Below are 15,928 nucleotides of genomic sequence, written 5' to 3'. Positions count from 1 at the left end.
GAAGAGCCTCGGTTGGAAGACACCCGCCGAAGCCCTCAACGACCATCTACTATCGATGAAATAAGCCGGTGTTGCATCCACTGGTTGAACCTGGTCAGTTCTCAAGTTGTGCGATTCCGGACGGGCGGTTCCGGCCGTCGGCGAGCCGAGCTGGACGCGCGGCGTGGAGTTGTAGGCGGCGTCCTTCGCCACGACCTCCGTGTTGACGCTCGCCCCGTTCTGGTCCTGGGTGAGAACGTTGCTGGCGGACGTGTTGCCGATCTTGGCGTAGCCGTTCTGCAGCACCTGCAGGACGCCGGACTTGCTGGTGCCCGCGTAGTCGATGCCGCCGCCCACGAGCAGGGCCGTCGGCCGGGTGTCGCCTGGGGCGGTGAAGGTGCCGGGGGTATGCAGGGCGACGTTGTAGTTGTCGCCGAAGGAGAGGTTCGCGCCAACGGCCACCGGGTCCTCCGACTCGGTGCTGCCGAACGTCGCGTTCTTTTCGGTGACGACCCCGAAGCCGTTGTTCCCGGCCACCGGGTTCCCGATGAAGACGGGGGCGAGCGCCTGCGCCCCCAGTCGACTCCGAAGCCGACTCCACTTATCGGTGGGCCCGGCGTGGACGCCGAGCACCCGGACCTGGCCGGCCGGGTCGCCGGCGGGGCTGCCGGTGAGCACGACGGCGGCGAGCAGCCCTGAACCGGCGAGCCCCGCCGCGGCACCCAACGCGCAATGCGTCTTGCACGCCGGTGACGGACAGTCAGTTTCTGATCTGCTCTCTTCATAGCTGGAATCTAAGTATTCTTCTGGTCTCCAAGTCGCGGTGAGCATCACCGAAACTCTCGTAAGCACTGTGGGTGCCGATTAATCATCTGCCCAGATCAGGCCACATGTTGGTACTCGCGAAGGGTTCCGCCGAGCCGATCTCGTCGACGGACCTCCAGGTGCCTGGTCTGCCCTGGTTCGGTGATCGGCGCGGGCAGTCTGCGGAGCGGAGCCGCCTGCCGAAGGGCTCGGTGTGGCCGATGCCCGTTGTAGAAGGATTCGAACTCGCGTAGCGCGTGCAGGAGGTGGCGCTGGTTCCAGATCAAGGTGCGTCCAACAGCTCGCGCCGGCAGGTCTGTATCCAGCGTTCCATCACGGAGTTCATCCGCGGCATCCGGACACCGCTGGTGACGACCTTCATCCCGGCGTTGGCCAGCACCGCATCGAAGGACTGCGTGAACTTCGAGTCGCGGTCACGGATCAGGTACCTGGCCCTGCTCCCCGCGTCCTGCAGGTCCATGACGAGGTTCCGTCCGATCTGCACTGCCCACTCCGCGGTGGGGTGTGCGGTGGCTCCGAGGATCCGGACGCGCCTCGTTGCATGCTCGATGACCGCGAACACGTACAACCGCGTCCCAGACAGCGTGACCGTCTCCAGGAAGTCGCAGGCGAGCAGCGCGTCCGCCTGGCTGCGTAGAAAGGCGGCCCAGGTGGTGCTCTGGCGTTCGGGCGCCGGCGGGATGCCGTGCTCGCGGAGGATCTCCCAGACGGTGGAGGCGGCGACCTTGATGCCCAGCGCCGCGAGCTCACCGTGGATCCGGCGGTACCCCCACGAGCTGTTCTCGCGGGCCAGGCACAGGACCAGCGCACGGATCGAGCGGACGGTGGGCGGGCGGCCCCGTCGCTGAGGCACGCAGGTCGCGGCATGGCGTCGCATGAACAGGTCATGGTGCCAGCGCAGCATCGTGTCCACACGTACCAGCAGCAGGAGATGCCGTAGCTTCTCCCTCGGCAGGCGGCGGAGCGGACCAGCCAGGATCACCCGGTCGGTGTCGGTGAGCGTCGGCTTGCCGACCTGGCGTTGCAGGACCAGCAGCTGATGCCGCAGGGCGAGGTCTCGATGTCCTGGTCACGGTCACTCGTCGGCAGCAGGCGCAGCAGCGCGAAGACGCTGGTGGCAGCGAGGTAGGCCAAGCGCAGTAGCATGACAGGTCATCATGCTGTCCCCGCCCTGTCCAGGTGAAGATACCGAGCGGGCGGCGGATACGACCCGAGATCAGCGATCAAGGCGGTCACCTGGGCGGATGATCAATCGGCACCCGTAGACCTCACCCGTCAAGATCAGAGATCATGACCAAGCCCTGTTCGCAGGGGTTTGACCTGGGGTTTCTTCCGGTGGTCGACACACAGTGCGGTACTCGTTGATCAAGCCCTGGACAGCGGTGATGCGCCGGATGCGGGCGGCGGGGAAGGGGATGACGTCCGGATCGTCGAGAGGGGCGGGCCGGCCCCGGCCCTGACGGGGCCGGTGCGGCGTCAGGTCCAGGCCACGGCGAGCCAGGCGCGGTCGGCGGCGGCCTGGTCGCGGGCCTGCCGTTCGCGGGTGAAGACGGCGTCGGTCTTGGTCAGCACGAGGGTGTAGGGGCGGCCGGTGCGGCGGGTGGTGTGGCGTACCGGTAGCCCGGTGCTGTCGATGCTCCTGTGGATGTGGCGTCGGCGCTGCTCGGCCAGCGGCCACTCGTAGGTCTGCCGAGTGGACGAGGCGAGGAACTCGCCCAGCGGGCCGCACAGTTCGCAGCCGCAGCCGGTGAAGGCCAGCGACCAGTCGCCGGGGCGGCGTGTGGGCCCGGCCAGGTACGCATCCAGGCGCTGCGCGCAGTGCGCGGCGAGCTCGTCGAGTCCGGCGGCGGTGCGCTGCTGCCGCGGCAGGGCGGCGGCCGTGCGCAGTGCGGGCAGCAGGCACACCAGCGCTTCGTCGCCGTACGTGCGCAGGGCGGCGACGATCGCGTCGCGCTGCCCCTGGTCGGGGGAGGCGGCTTGGAGGAGGCGCAGCAGCGGGGTGCTCAGCCGGGCCAGCTGCGGTCGGCGGTGTTCGGGGCTGCCCAGGGTGGGCGCGGTCCAGGTGCGCAGTCCCTCGTCCAACCAGGCCCAGGCGCGAGCGGTGAGTTCGACAGCGGCCGGTGCGGCCCCGGCCGTGCGCAGTGCCGCGCACAGTTCGGGCAGGCTCTGCACCCAGGGGGCAAGGTCCGGGTCTGCCACGTGGTGGTGGCCGAGCTTGGGCAGCCAGGCGTCCAGCAGGCCGTGCAGCCAGGCCCGGCCGTACTGCTCGGTCGCCGTGGCCAGCGAGGCCGCGTCGGCGGGGGTGAGCATCGTGACGCGGAAGGGCTTCAGCAGCATCGTGGCGAGGCCGGGCGCGCGAAGGCCGGTGGCGACGTCGAGCGCTGGGCCGAGCAGGGCGGCGTCCACGCCTGTGCTGCCCCAGAAGGGTTCAAGGGACTGCGCGGCGGCGCGGGCCCCCGCCACGTCACCGGCCTCGATGCGGGTGCGCAGCTCGGTCAGGGTCCAGCTGGCGCCGGCCTCGGCGCGCGCGGCGAAGGCGCGCTGCCGCGGCCACAGGACGATCGCGGCACGGCGGTACCAGCGGTCCAGGGTGTTGCCGTAGTTGCCCATGTAGCCCTCGAACTCGGACTCGTAGGGCTCGAGTTCTTTGCTGGGTGTGCTGGTGCAGACCTCGGAGTCGGGGACGTGCAGGGAGACCTTCTCGCCGCCGGTGCCGTCCGGGCCGGACCACCAGCCGAGTGTGATCTCGTCGTCGATCAGGTCGTTGAGGTGGTAGTCCGCGGGCTCGGTGGCGGAGCCGTCCGGCTCGTCCCCGTCGGCATCCTCGTCCTCGTCGTCATACCGGTGCGAGTAGCGGCGGTCCCAGGGTTCCTCGTCGGCGGGCCAGGCGTCCCAGGTCTCCTTGACCTCGGCCAGTGCGAGCACGGCCTCGCACCCGGCGGCGGAGGCGGCGGCGCGCAGCAGGGTGGCACGGCCTGCGTCGGCGCCTTTGAGGCGCTGCCAGCCGAGGCCGCGCTCGGTGTACTCGTGGTCGAGCAGGTACACCAGATGGTTGGGCGGGGGCAGTTCGCGGTACGAGTAGCGCGGGCTGGCCGGGCGCTCGAAGTGCTCCGCCAGGCAGTCGGCCAGGTCGGCGACCGGGCCCTGCGTGTCGGAGCCGGCGGGCTCGCTGCCCGCCAGCAGGTTGAAGGTCAGGGTGACCCGGTGTCCCGAGCGCACCGGGGTGACCTCGTGACGGCAGTCGGCGTAGAAGGCGATGAAGCTCAGCTCCGAGCGCGAGGCCGGGTAGCTGCGACTGTCGCCGGCGTGCTCGATGACCAGCTCACCGCCGGTGTGGGCGGAAGGCAGTGAGACCACCAGGGTGGCAAGCATCGCGCTGTGCTTCTCGGAGTCCTGGTGCGGAAGGAAGAACTGGCCCTTTCCGTATACCAGCATCGCGTGCAGCTCGGCCCGCAGCGGTCGGGAGCGGGCCAGGCCGAGTTCGTCGCGGACGTGGTCGAGCACCCTCTCAAGAAGGGGCGGCCACCCGGAGCCGCCGAGTACGACCTGGTCGGGGGTGAGCTCCCAGGTATCGCGGACGCTGGGATCAGACAACGTCTGCGAGCCGCGCCCGAACTTCGCCGGGCGGGCCGCCGAGATCAGCTTTTTCGCCTGGGGCGCGCGGACCGGCAGGCTGACCGCGCCGACGCCGTCCACTTCGAGCTCCAGCAGGTGTGCCGGGCCCTGGAGGTGGGCACTGAAGGAGGCGCTGCTCCCGGAGTCGAGCAGCCGCGCGAGGCGCTCCCTGGGTGTGCCGGCCATGCTCGCGCGCTCCTGCCATGAGTCTTTCGGTGCGGCGTCACCCTACCGGGGGCGGCCAGGACCCGCGGCGGTCCGGTCGTGCCGTCGCACGGACGGGCGAAATGCCGCACGACCGGATCTCGGCCGGCCGACGCGGCACTACCGTGGGCCGCATGTCACGCAGGCAGCGCACCCACCAGCGCCATCGTCCCGACTCGTGGGGCGACCCCGTCGGCACCGCCGCCGAGCTCGAACATGCGGCCGAGGTGGCGAGCTTGGTCGAGGAGCAGGTGGAGCTGCTGCTGGAGGCGGCGGAACTGCGGGCCAAGGCCGGGGAGACCGAGCGGGCCCTGGCGCTCTACGAGCGGGTGCAGTCCCTCGGCCCCGACGATCCCGGCATGGTCGAGGCGTTCCGGATCGGCGTGCTGTGGGAGGCCGGGCGGCGCGAGGAGGCGCGCGCGGCGGCCGCGGCGCTGCGCAAGTCCCGTCCACGCACGCTCGCCGCCTGGGAGATCGTCGGCGAGATGTTCGAGGACGAGGAGCCGCGCACCGCCGCCACCTGGTACACCGCCGGACTCGCCCGGCTGCTCCCCCCCGGCCGGCTGTGGCCAAAGGACGTCGGCATGGGCGAGGAAGGGCTGCTGATCGCCCGTCATCGGGCACGCCGCGCCCTGGGCGAGGCCCACGACGACTGGGACGAACTGGCTGACGCCTGCTACGCCGACCGCCCGGACAGCATACGGGCCGCCCCGACCCTGGACGAGCTCCCCGCCCACCGGCCCCGCCCGGCGGCCGATGCCGTCGGGCGGCAGCATGAGCCGGCACACGAGTTGGAGAGCGAGCGGGAGGAGCACGAGCGCCTGCTCGCTGAGCGGGACGAACTCCGGGCACGGCTGGAGCGCCTGGGTGTCCAGCCGGCGGAGCGGATCCCGACCGCAGTGCTGTATTGGTCCGAGGCCGAGTTCGCTGCGCTGCTCGCGCGCTGGCCCTCGCTGGCCGTGGAGTACGGAACCCACCGGCAGCACGGCCTGCGGGTGGAGGCCGAGCTGCGCTCGCTCTCGGCGCAGGGCGCCCCTCGGCTCGCGGTGGCGCCGGGCGCGGTCGAGGGCCTGGCCGAGTATGCCTCCGACGACCGGCGCGGTGCGGAGGACGCCGAGGTCCGTGCCGGGTACGAGGCCCGCCTCGCCGTCTTCGGCGGCGTCACCGCCTGGCCGCCGCCGCGCAACGGCACCTGCTGGTGCGGGTCTGACCGCAAGTACAAGAAGTGCCATGGCAGCCCTGCCCTCGACCTCCCGACGGTCGAGCCGGACGAGACCTGACCTGCCCCTCGAGCCGAATCCTCGGCCCTGGCCCAGGCCATCGCGACCGTCGCCACGTCGTCCATCTTGTCGGCCATGCGGTGGCCGAGGCGGCTGGCCCGAGTCTCGGGGGAGCGCCTGGTCGGGGCAGGGGCCGCGACGCTTCGGCGCAGGTCGCGGCATGGCTCCGCGTGAGCAGGTCGCGGTGCCATCGCAAGATCGTCTCCGGGCGGACCAGCAGCAGGAGATGTCGCAGCTTCTCCCTCGGCAGGCGGCGGAGCAGACCAGCCAGGATCACCCGGTCGGTGTCGGTGAGCGTCGGCTTGCCGACCTGGCGTTGCAGGACCAGCAGCTGATGCCGCAGGGCGAGGATCTCGATGTCCTTGTCCCGGTTGCTCATCGGCGAGCAGACGTAGCAAGGCGAAGGCGTTGGTGGCGGCGAGGTAGGCCAGGCGCAGCAGCACGAGAGATCATGATGCCGTCCGCATTGGTCCGCGGGAAGACAACCAAAGGTCGGCGTGCGCTGCTCGCCGCTAGGCAATCAAGGCCATGACCTGCGCGGATGAATTATCGGCACCCGCAGTGTCCAACGGAGCGAAATCCCGGCGCATCCGGGCCTGGTCGGCGATGACCCGCGTGTCCTTCGCGTCAGTCTTCCCCTCGCCCTTGTTGGCGCCGGTCATCCGGTTGACGGTTCGGCCTGGAACGTAGACCACGCCCTGGCCATGGGCCACCAACAGGGCCAACAGCAGTGCGGAGGCCCGACCGGAGATGTCCACCGCCCACTGCACCTGACCGGCCATTTCCCGCGCGGTCTCGATGAGCGCCAGGATCTGCGACTCGTCGTTGATCACCTTCGTCGAGAACAGGATCTCCCCATCGGCGCCCACCGCTGCCGCCCAGTGGTGCCCCTTGCCGGCGTCGATGCCGACCCATATCCGGTTGATAGACGTGCCCAAGTCCCTTGCTCCGTATCCCTCGTGACCAGAACTTCATGGTCCGAAGAACACTCCGCCGACGGGTCCCTAACCAGCGATGACCGCAGTTCTCAATCAGCAGTCGGAGCGCCCCGGAGGATCGGGCGGCCATTCCTTCCGAGCCCTCGAGGGCAACGTGCCATCAGCCACACCCGGCCCTCCCGGACCGCCTCACATTCTTAGGGACGTGCCATGACTCGATCCTCTCAAGCAATCGAGTCTCTACCGAATCCGGAACGGTTCAAGGGAACCCGGCGGGCCCTTGTGCGAGCTGGCGGCGGAGTGCGATTCATGCTGCCAGTCAAGGGAGCGTGATGTTGCTGGCCTGTATGTGGTTTTCGATATGCCGACGATATGTGGCGACTCGTAGCCTCGGAGCATGCGTGTACTGATCGTCGAGGACGAACCCTTTATGGCGCAGGCCATCCGCGATGGTCTGCGCCTGGAAGCGATGGCCGCTGATATCGCGGGTGACGGCGGTACCGCTCTGGAACTGCTGAGCACCAACACCTACGACATCGCCGTCCTCGACCGCGATGTCCCGGGCCCTTCCGGTGACGAGGTCGCCGAACGCATCGTCGCTTCCGGCACCGGCATGCCGATCCTCATGCTTACCGCCGCAGACCGTCTCGACGACAAGGCCACGGGGTTTGAGCTCGGCGCCGATGACTATCTCACGAAGCCTTTCGCACTGCGCGAACTGGTGCTCAGGCTCAGAGCGCTCGACCGTAGACGCGCTCACAGCAGGCCGCCCGTGCGGGAGATCGGGGGTCTGCACCTTGACCCCTTCCGCCGCGAGGTCTTCCGCGACGGCCGCTACATCGCGCTCACCCGGAAACAGTTCGCCGTGCTCGAGGTCCTCGTCGCTGCCGAAGGCGGTGTCGTCAGCGCCGAAGATCTGCTGGAACGCGCGTGGGATGAGAACGCGGACCCCTTCACCAACGCCGTGCGCATCACGGTCTCGGCTCTGCGCAAGCGCCTCGGGGAACCCTGGATCATCGCCACCGTGGCTGGTGTCGGCTACCGGATAGACACCGCACCCGGCACGGTACGTGAGGCAGACCGTGGATAGAGCCCTTGGTTTGAGTGTTCGCCTCAAACTCACCCTCAGCTATGCGGGGTTCCTTATGCTGGCAGGTGCCTCGCTGCTCGCGGTCGTGTGGGTGTTTCTGCTGCGTTACGTACCCGAGAGGCAGCGCGTTTCCCGGATGCTCATGCCGGGATCGGGTCCCGACCGCTCCGACCTGCTGGCTGCCTTCCTTCCGAAAGTCGCCCTCATGCTGGCGGTCCTGCTGGTCGTCGGCCTCGTCGGCGGCTGGATCCTCGCCGGCAGCATGCTCGCGCCCCTGACTCGCATTACCAGAGCCACCCGCCTGGCCGCGAACGGATCGCTCTCCTACCGGATCCACTTGGAAGGCCGCAAAGACGAGTTCCGTGAACTCGCCGACGCCTTCGACACCATGCTCGCGCGGCTCGAAGCACACGACGCCGAATCGCAGAGATTCGCGGCCAACGCCTCCCACGAGCTGCGGACCCCACTGGCGATCATGCAGACACTTCTCGACGTGGCCCACAACGATCTGAACCGCGACACCGGCGAACTTGTCGAGCGCCTCCGCTTCGTCAACACCCGAGCGATCGACCTCACCGAGGCAATGCTTCTACTCAGCCGCGCCAACCAACGCTCCTTCAATCGGGAACACGTCGACCTGTCCCTCGCGGCGGAAGAAGCCACCGAAACGCTTCTCCCCCTTGCGGAGAAGCGCGGCGTCACCATCGAGACCTCCGGCGACATGGCCCCCGCCGTCGGCTCATACGCGCTCCTGCTGCAGATGACCACGAACCTCGTGCACAACGCGATCGTCCACAACCTGGATGAACAGGGCACCGTGTGGGTCAAGACCAGCCTCCGCCCTGGCACCCTGCTGCTCACAGTCGAGAACACCGGCGAGAAACTCACCCAACAGTTGGTCTCGACACTCACCGAACCGTTTCAGCGCGGCACCGGACGCACCCGAAGCGACCATGCCGGGGTCGGTCTCGGCCTGGCGATCGTCAAGAGCATCGCCCGCGCACACGACGGAACGCTCACCCTCACCCCGCGCCCCGGCGGCGGACTGCGTGTCGCCGTTGAACTGCCCACCCCTGCACCGCACAGGGCCAAGCAGGCCACCCTTCCACGATTTCAGAGTTCGGGAATTTGATCAGTGAGTGAAGCAATGCAAGAAGTGTCGGATGCGCGGCAGCAGGCTGACGCCGAGCAGCACGCCGAGGCTCCGGACACGGCGCAGAGCACGCAGGACGGCGACCGCCGCCGGCAGCCCGAGTCGCATGGCCGGCGTGCGGCCATCCGCCGGGCGATCCGCATGGCCTCCCGGACAGGTCCCTGGACGCGCGGACCGTTGCTCGTGGTGCTGGCGCTGCTGCTCGGCCTCGTCATGCTCCTGCACGAGCAGCTTTCGAACACCGGGGGCCTCGGCAGCTTCGTGGAGACGTTCCTGCCGTGGTTCGCCGTGTTCATCCCGGTGCTGATTGCCGGGGCGCTGTGGCGCCGCTCCGCCTCCGCGGTGGTTGCGCTGCTGCTGCCGGTCATGGTGTGGGTGAACCTCTTCGGCGCGATGTTCGGCGACAAGTCCCAGACGGGCGGCGACCTCGTCATGGCGAGCCACAACGTCAGTGCCGAGAATCCCGACCCGGTCGGTACCGCCCGCGCCCTGGCGGCCTCCGGTGCGAACGTCCTGGCACTGGTAGAGCTGTCCGCGCAGGACAAGGGCACGTACGAGAAGGAGCTGGCAAAGACGTACCCGCACCACACGGTGCAGGGCACGGTCGGGTTGTGGAGCAAGCTGCCGCTGTCGGACACCCGGCCGGTCGACATCAAGCAGGACGTCGGCAGGCTCGGTGCCACCAAGCCTGCCGAACTCAAGCTCGTCGACAACCGGGCGCTGCGCACCACGGTGACCACGGACAAGGGACCCCTCGCCGTGTATGTGGCCCACCTGGGCTCCGTGCGGGTAAATCCCAGGGCGGGCTTCTCGACGGAGCACCGGGACAGGAACGCGCAGGCGCTCGGGGAAGCCATTGCTGCAGAGAAGAACGAGCGGGTGGTACTGCTCGGCGACCTGAACGGCACCACGGACGACCGCGCGCTCGACGGCATCACCTCGCAGCTGCACTCGGTCCAGGACACGGCCGGGGACGGCTTCGGCTTCACCTGGCCGGCGAAGTTCCCGGTGGCGCGGATCGATCAGATCCTGGTCCGCGGGGTGCAGCCGAAGAGCTCGTCGGTGCTGCCGTCCACCGGCAGCGACCACCTGCCGGTGGCGGCCAGCATCAGCTGGTGAACACCGCGTCACGGTCGGCGTTCCACCCGCTCCGAGCCTGTCCGGGCGCTACCCGCTGACCTGTCGGAGGGTAGCCAGGAAGGTGCGCACCGTCGTCTGCGATGGGTGAGGGTAGCGGCATGTTGTCGAGCTAGTGTGATCCGCCAGAAATCTTGATGGTTAGTTTTGCTCTGTCTTCTGGCCGGTGGTTCCGACCTTGGTGAGGTAGTCCGCGAGGGAGTTGAGGATCTCGTCGGCTGTCTTGGTCCAGCTGAAGGGCCGCGGGTTCTCGTTCCAGGTGTCGATCCACGCAGTGATGTCGTCCTCCAGCGCCTTCACGGAGGTGTGGACGCCGCGACGGATGAGCTTGTCGGTCAGCAGGCGGGAACCCAAACCGTGGGGCAGGTCAACCGTCACCCAATGCTGCAGCAGACCTCCAGTCGGAACACGGTCGTAAATCCGGCTGCACGCTTGCTGACTGACTTGCCTGTGTAGCGCTTGGTGAGGCGATCGCCCTGGTGGGCCCGAGTCCAGCCCGGCGGCGTGCCAAAGCCTCTAGAGGCGTGGTGTACCGCTGAGCTCGGGGCGTCGGCGGTGCGGCCGTCCGGCCTGTTGGAGTAGCAACCGCTTCGACCTCGCGGCTTCCGGTTTTATCGGCGTGCTGTGCTCTCGAACTCACGCATCGGGTCTGGCGTGGGCAAAGACGCGCAGCGCCAGCACGGCGACTGCGATGCCGAGTGCGGCAGCTGCTGCCAGGACGGCGAAGACTGCTGGGAGTTCGCCACGCAGCGAAGTGGGGCTGCGGCCAGCAGAGTTGAGCAGGGCACCGAGTACCGAGACGGCGATCAGCGCGCCGCTCTGCCGGGTGGTGTTCTGCACGCCGGAGGCCAGCCCGGACTGCTCCATCGGGGTATTGGCCATCAGTAGCGAGGTCAGCGCCGAGAAGGCAATGGTGCTGGAGCCGCCGACCAGCAGCAGGCCGAGGGCGACCAGCGGATATCGTGCGTTGGGCCCCGTCAGAGCCAGCACGGCGATACCTGCCGCGCAGCTGCAGAAACCTCCGAGCAGCATCGCCGGGTGTCCGTAGCGGGCGGCCATTGGCCGGTAGAGCGCCAGTGGGCCGACCGTGCTGCCGACGGTCATCGGGAGCAGGGCGAGCCCGGCGCTCCCCGGGGACCATCCGCGCAGTTGCTGGAAGTAGAGCGACATGACGAACAGCGCCCCGTAGAAGAGGAAGCCCATCAGACCCGCGGAGCTGACCGCGGCAGCGCGCTGACGCTGCGCCAGAAAGGACGGCGGCAGCATGGGGTGTCGGCCGCGGGTCTCGGCACGGCAGAAGGCGGCTCCGGCCGCCACTGCGAGCACGAGCGGAACCAGGGTGGACGGGGCTGTCCAGCCCACGTCCCCGCCGCGGATCAGCCCGGCCGTGAGCAGGGCCAGTGCTGCCGCGGCGGTCACCTGCCCCAGGTGATCGACAGGGGAGGGGCGCCGGTCGGTCTCCGGCACACTCCAGCGCGTCAGCACTGCGGCAGCCAGGCCGACCGGCAGGTTGATCAGGAAGATGCTGCGCCAGCCGACCGCGTCGATCAGCAGCCCGCCGACGAGGGGGCCGAGGGCCATCGAAATCGAACCGGTGGCGACCCATATGACGGTGGCCCGTCCGCGGTCGGCAGGATCGGGGAACAGGTGCGGGATCAGCGCGAGGGTGGCAGGCAGCAGCGCGGCGGCCCCGATGCCCTGCACCGCGCGGGCGCCGATCAGTACGGCAGTGCCCGGGGCCGTGGCGCAGAACGCGGAGGCGAGGGTGAACAGCAGCATCCCGGCTAGCAGGGTGCGGCGCAGGCCGATCCGGTCGCCCAGGGCGCCGGCGGTCAGCAGCAGTGCGGCGAGGGTGAGGGTGTATCCGTTGAGCACCCATTGGGCAGCGGCCATGGAGCTGCCGAGGTCATGACGGATTGCCGGAATCGCAACATTGAGCACGCTGCCGTCGAGAATGATTGCGAAGTAGCCGAGGCAGATCGCGAAGAATCCGAGCCTTCGTCGCCCGTGTCGTCGTGAAGGGTCTCCGGCCTCAGCTGTCGCTGCATATTTCGGCCTGGAGTCATGCTGTTGCTCAACCATGGCATCTCACATATCGAGATTCACGTTCCGACATGTGATCGTATCCAGGTTGCGGCCATGGTGATACCCCATCTACCGGATCAAATTCTCGGGAACCGTGTCGCGCAGGGCCGGCCGAATAAGGGGCCTGACCCAGATACGCCAGAAACCCGCCACGTGATGATCTTGGTTACTGATCAAGGTTGCTGACGCGGTTCGCGTACTCGCGGCGGGCCTTGCCGGCCGAGTTCACCGACCGGCCAGGTCCCGCAGGTCCTCGTCGGTGAGGAGGCGTCCCTCTCGTGCCATCAACGTACGGGCCTGCGCGAGGAGTTCCTCCACTCGGGCATGTGGGACCTCGATGCCCAGCGTCGTGAGGCGGTCCGTCAGGGTGTACGGACCGCTGTCCGGGGTGAAGGGGGCGATGCGTTCGTTGCCCACGAGGGCCGGTTCCAGGCAGTTGTGCAGGAGGGGATCGACGGCTCCCTCCTGCGTGACGATGTCCATGCCGCCCCAGCAGAAGGCGTGGGTGCCGGTGATCGGATGGTTCCAGGCGGTGCGGTACCCGGTGAGCTGTTCTGCCGTACGGGCCAGCGGCGTCAGGCGGGTCGTGTCGATGCCGGTGCGAGTTCCGTACAGGGCCTCGAAGGCGAGGGCCGTGGCCGCGAGGTCGGCGTTGCCGGGGCCTCCGCAGTAGCCGTTGACCGAGAGTTCCACGGTGCTCGCGCCCGCGCGGGCCGCGGCCAGCGCGCAGGCCACCGCCAGGCCGAAGGTGTTGTGCGGATGCAGTCCGACTGCCGTGTCGGGGCACAACTCACGCGTCCGGGTGACCAGTTCGGCGTACGCCTCCGGGGTCAGGGCGCCGGGGCCGTCGAACAGGGTGAACTCGTCGGTGCCGGCCGCGCACAAGGTCGTCACCGTCTCCTCGTGCTGGTCGGGGGTCGCATAGGAGACCATGAGGAGCGGCGTGATGACGCGTAGGCCCCGGGACTTGGCGTGGCCTATGAGGTGGGCGGCCCGCGCCAGCACGTGGGCCCGGTCGCGGGTGAGGCCCCCGCGGTCGCGCCACTCCACTGCATCCCAGGCCCCTCGGTAGACCGACGGGTCGTAGATCACGGCCGTTTCGCCGAAGCCCTGCACCCAGACCTGCACGGCGTCGTAGCCCGCACGTGCCGCCCGGTCGATGTCGTCCGTCGTGCGCATCAACGGGCAGATGAGAGTGGCGAGTTCGCTCTCCTCCCGGACCGCTGCCACCTCCGCCTTGAGATCGTTGTTCGTCCGGCCGGGGCGCAGCCCGGCCGTCACCACTTCCGGGACTCCGGCCGCCACCACCCGGCGCAGGAAGTCGAGTTTCGCCTCCGGTGGTGCCGTCACGCCGGGCAGCGTTTCCAGGGAGCGCAGTGTCGCGTCGCGCAGTCGCACGCTCGGGGGCGGTGAAACGGTGCTGCGGTTCAGGGGGCTCACCGACCAGCGTCCAGGTTCGTACGCGCCCGGGGTGCGGCGCGCCGCCAGTTCCGCGCGGAAGCGGGCGTGCTCCTCGGCGGTGAAGACAGGCGGCTTGTGCATGGCTGACCTCCGCGGTGCAGGTGGCTTTCCTGACGGGTGACACGGCTGGCGTGGCGACTGGCCCGGCCAGCTCATTCCACACTGGTGTCGACAGCAAGCGCAATATGCGGGTCGACAGCGGGGGAATTTGGCGAGACGGTTTACTTTCTGTCGACACTTGGCTAAGACTGTGGCCGAGCTCGACCGCCCACGGTGGTCGAGCCGCCGGTCCAACCCCCGTTGCCCGAGAGGGAGTTCCGACGTGAGTCCAGGTGTGTCCACAGCGCGAAGCGGCCGGCTCGCCGGCAAGGTCGCCGTGATCAGCGGCGCGGGCAGCGTCGGCCCCGGCTGGGGCAATGGCCGCGCCAGCGCGGTGATCTTCGCCAGGGAGGGTGCCACCGTGCTGCTCGCGGACCGGGACGAGGGGTCCCTCGACGAGACGGCGCGGCAGATCCACGACGAGGGCGGCAGCGCGCACACCTTCGTGCTCGACGTCACCGAACCCGACTCCGTCGAGGACTTCGTCGCCCGGGCCGAGCGGCTGGCCGGGCGGATCGACGTTCTCGTCAACAACGTCGGCGGATCACGGGCCGGTGGCGCGGTCGAACTGCCGCTGGACGTCTGGGAGTTGCAGCTGAGGACCAATCTCACCAGCGCCTTCCTCGCGTGCAAGCACGTCATCCCGGTGATGCGGCGCGGGGGAGGAGGCTCCATCGTTAATACGGCGTCGGCGTCCGGGCTGCGCTGGACCGGCGCCGCGCAGGCCGGGTACGCGGCGGCCAAGGCCGCCGTCATCCAGCTCTCCCGGGTCACGGCGGTCCAGTACGCACCGGACAACATTCGCGTGAACACCGTCGTGCCGGGGCAGTTGCACACCCCAATGGTGGAGGCGCGGCTCGCCGGGCAGCGCGCGGACGGTGACGTCGAAAGGCTCCTTGCGCAGCGGCAGGCCCGGATCCCACTCGGCTTCATGGGTGACGGGCGTGACACCGCGTACGCCGCGCTCTATCTGGCCGGTGACGAGGCCCGCTTCGTGACCGGTACGGAGATCGTCGTCGACGGCGGAATGACGGCGCGCTGTGACTGAACTCGACGCGACCGACGTTCATGAGCCCGATGCCGATGCCGATGCCGATGCCGATGCCGCTCCGTCCGCCACCTGTCCACCCCCGCATCCGTCCCCGAGCCGCCCCGGCCTTCTCCTGCCTCCCGGAAGCTGTGACGCCCACTGCCACATCCTGGGGCCCGCGTCAGTGTTCCCGTACGCCTCGCGTCGCACGTTCACTCCGCACGATGTGCCTAAGAGGCAACTCGCCTCCCTGCACCAGCACTTGGGGATCACCCGATCCGTCGTCGTGCAGTCCTCCTGCTACGGCTCCGATCACCGCGTCCTGCTGGACGCCCTCGCCTCCTCGGCGGGCGCCATGCGGGGAGTCGCTCTCATCGGAGAGAGCGTGAGCCGCGCCGATGTGCTCCGGCTGCACGCCGCCGGAGTGCGGGGCTTCCGGCTCAACTTCCTTCCCCATCTGCGTACTCCACCCACCCGAGCCGAGATCGACACCATCCTCGAGCGCGTGGACGGGCTCGAATGGGTCGTCCAACTTCACGTGGCAGGAAGGGAGTTCGAAGGTCTGGCCCGGCTGGCCGCCGGGCTCCCCGGGCGTGTGGTCATCGACCACCTCGCCCGGGTCGACCTCACCGCCCCCGGTGGCGGGCGCGCCCTGCGCGCACTGATCGACCGCGGCAACGTCTGGGTGAAGGCCAGCGGCGTCGACCGGGTCTCGCGACACGGGCCCCCGTACGCCGATGCCGTGGCGCTCGCCGCCTCCCTCGTCTCCTACGCACCCGAACGCGTCCTGTGGGGCACCGACTACCCCCACGTGAACATCCCCGCCGACCCGCCCGACGACGGTCTGCTCGTCGATCTGCTCGCCAGGATCGCGCCCGAACCGGCCCTGCTGCAGCGCCTGTTGGTGGACAACCCGGCCGAGGTCTTCGGCTTTCCCGGCGTCGATCCACCCTCCGACTAGTGTCGGCAGAGATGGCAGCCATCGCGTTCGCGCATCCCTTGAAGGCGTCAAGTGTCGACAGTAATGTCCAG

10 protein-coding genes and 3 pseudogenes are annotated in these 15,928 nt (G+C 69.1%); 6 read left to right on the top strand and 7 right to left on the bottom strand.

Annotated features, from left to right (window positions below):
* Positions 1-180: 180 nt before the first annotated feature.
* From ACZ67T_RS40080 to ACZ67T_RS40070, 3 genes and pseudogenes are all read right to left on the bottom strand, one after another.
* Positions 181-810: pseudogene (locus ACZ67T_RS40080) on the bottom strand (collagen-binding domain-containing protein); the annotation flags it as partial.
* A 50-nt stretch (positions 811-860) separates the two neighbouring features.
* Positions 861-1,950: pseudogene (locus ACZ67T_RS40075) on the bottom strand (integrase core domain-containing protein).
* 330 nt (positions 1,951-2,280) lie between these two features.
* Entirely contained in the window at positions 2,281-4,605 is a 2,325-nt protein-coding gene (locus tag ACZ67T_RS40070; protein ID WP_469991154.1) for a 2OG-Fe(II) oxygenase, read from the bottom strand.
* Between the two features lie 152 nt (positions 4,606-4,757).
* Here ACZ67T_RS40070 and ACZ67T_RS40065 point away from each other — a divergent pair, with 152 nt between their 5' ends.
* Entirely contained in the window at positions 4,758-5,903 is a 1,146-nt protein-coding gene (locus ACZ67T_RS40065) for an SEC-C domain-containing protein (protein WP_469991153.1), read from the top strand.
* A gap of 563 nt (positions 5,904-6,466) precedes the next feature.
* Here the strand turns inward: ACZ67T_RS40065 and ACZ67T_RS40060 are convergent.
* Positions 6,467-6,841: pseudogene (locus ACZ67T_RS40060) on the bottom strand (IS110 family transposase); the annotation flags it as partial.
* A 397-nt stretch (positions 6,842-7,238) separates the two neighbouring features.
* On the opposite strand from ACZ67T_RS40060, the gene ACZ67T_RS40055 reads away from it, so the two are divergent.
* The 3 genes from ACZ67T_RS40055 (at position 7,239) to ACZ67T_RS40045 (ending at position 10,203) form a co-directional block, all read left to right on the top strand.
* Positions 7,239-7,931, top strand: coding sequence for a response regulator transcription factor (locus ACZ67T_RS40055; protein WP_469991151.1), 693 nt, complete (start codon positions 7,239-7,241; stop codon positions 7,929-7,931).
* A complete protein-coding gene (locus tag ACZ67T_RS40050; RefSeq protein ID WP_469991149.1) occupies positions 7,924-9,063 on the top strand; it encodes a sensor histidine kinase in 1,140 nt (379 codons plus the stop codon). Before ACZ67T_RS40055 ends, ACZ67T_RS40050 begins: the two co-directional genes overlap by 8 nt.
* A gap of 162 nt (positions 9,064-9,225) precedes the next feature.
* Positions 9,226-10,203 carry an endonuclease/exonuclease/phosphatase family protein gene (locus ACZ67T_RS40045; RefSeq protein ID WP_469991157.1) on the top strand — a complete coding sequence of 326 codons (978 nt, stop codon included), beginning with the start codon at positions 9,226-9,228 and terminating at the stop codon, positions 10,201-10,203.
* A gap of 159 nt (positions 10,204-10,362) precedes the next feature.
* On the opposite strand, the gene ACZ67T_RS40040 is transcribed toward ACZ67T_RS40045, so the two are convergent.
* The 3 genes from ACZ67T_RS40040 to ACZ67T_RS40030 all read right to left on the bottom strand — a co-directional run bounded on the left by ACZ67T_RS40040 (position 10,363) and on the right by ACZ67T_RS40030 (position 13,848).
* Complete coding sequence (locus ACZ67T_RS40040) at positions 10,363-10,599, bottom strand: hypothetical protein (RefSeq protein WP_469991148.1); 237 nt, start codon at positions 10,597-10,599, stop codon at positions 10,363-10,365.
* Between the two features lie 258 nt (positions 10,600-10,857).
* A complete protein-coding gene (locus tag ACZ67T_RS40035) occupies positions 10,858-12,303 on the bottom strand; it encodes an MFS transporter (protein ID WP_469991146.1) in 1,446 nt (481 codons plus the stop codon).
* A gap of 228 nt (positions 12,304-12,531) precedes the next feature.
* Positions 12,532-13,848 (bottom strand): hypothetical protein, encoded by a 1,317-nt coding sequence (locus ACZ67T_RS40030; RefSeq protein ID WP_469991144.1) that lies wholly within the window; start codon positions 13,846-13,848, stop codon positions 12,532-12,534.
* A gap of 253 nt (positions 13,849-14,101) precedes the next feature.
* On the opposite strand from ACZ67T_RS40030, the gene ACZ67T_RS40025 reads away from it, so the two are divergent.
* Together ACZ67T_RS40025 and ACZ67T_RS40020 are read left to right on the top strand one after the other, a co-directional pair.
* Positions 14,102-14,914 carry an SDR family NAD(P)-dependent oxidoreductase gene (locus ACZ67T_RS40025; protein ID WP_469991143.1) on the top strand — a complete coding sequence of 271 codons (813 nt, stop codon included), beginning with the start codon at positions 14,102-14,104 and terminating at the stop codon, positions 14,912-14,914.
* Positions 14,907-15,857 (top strand): amidohydrolase family protein, encoded by a 951-nt coding sequence (locus ACZ67T_RS40020; RefSeq protein ID WP_469991141.1) that lies wholly within the window; start codon positions 14,907-14,909, stop codon positions 15,855-15,857. The genes ACZ67T_RS40025 and ACZ67T_RS40020 overlap by 8 nt, the downstream gene beginning before the upstream one ends.
* Positions 15,858-15,928 lie beyond the last annotated feature (71 nt).

Source organism: Streptomyces sp. NPDC107517 (assembly GCF_055582645.1).
Note: the sequence above shows the minus strand (reverse complement) of the source record. Positions and strands in the feature narration are given on the sequence as shown.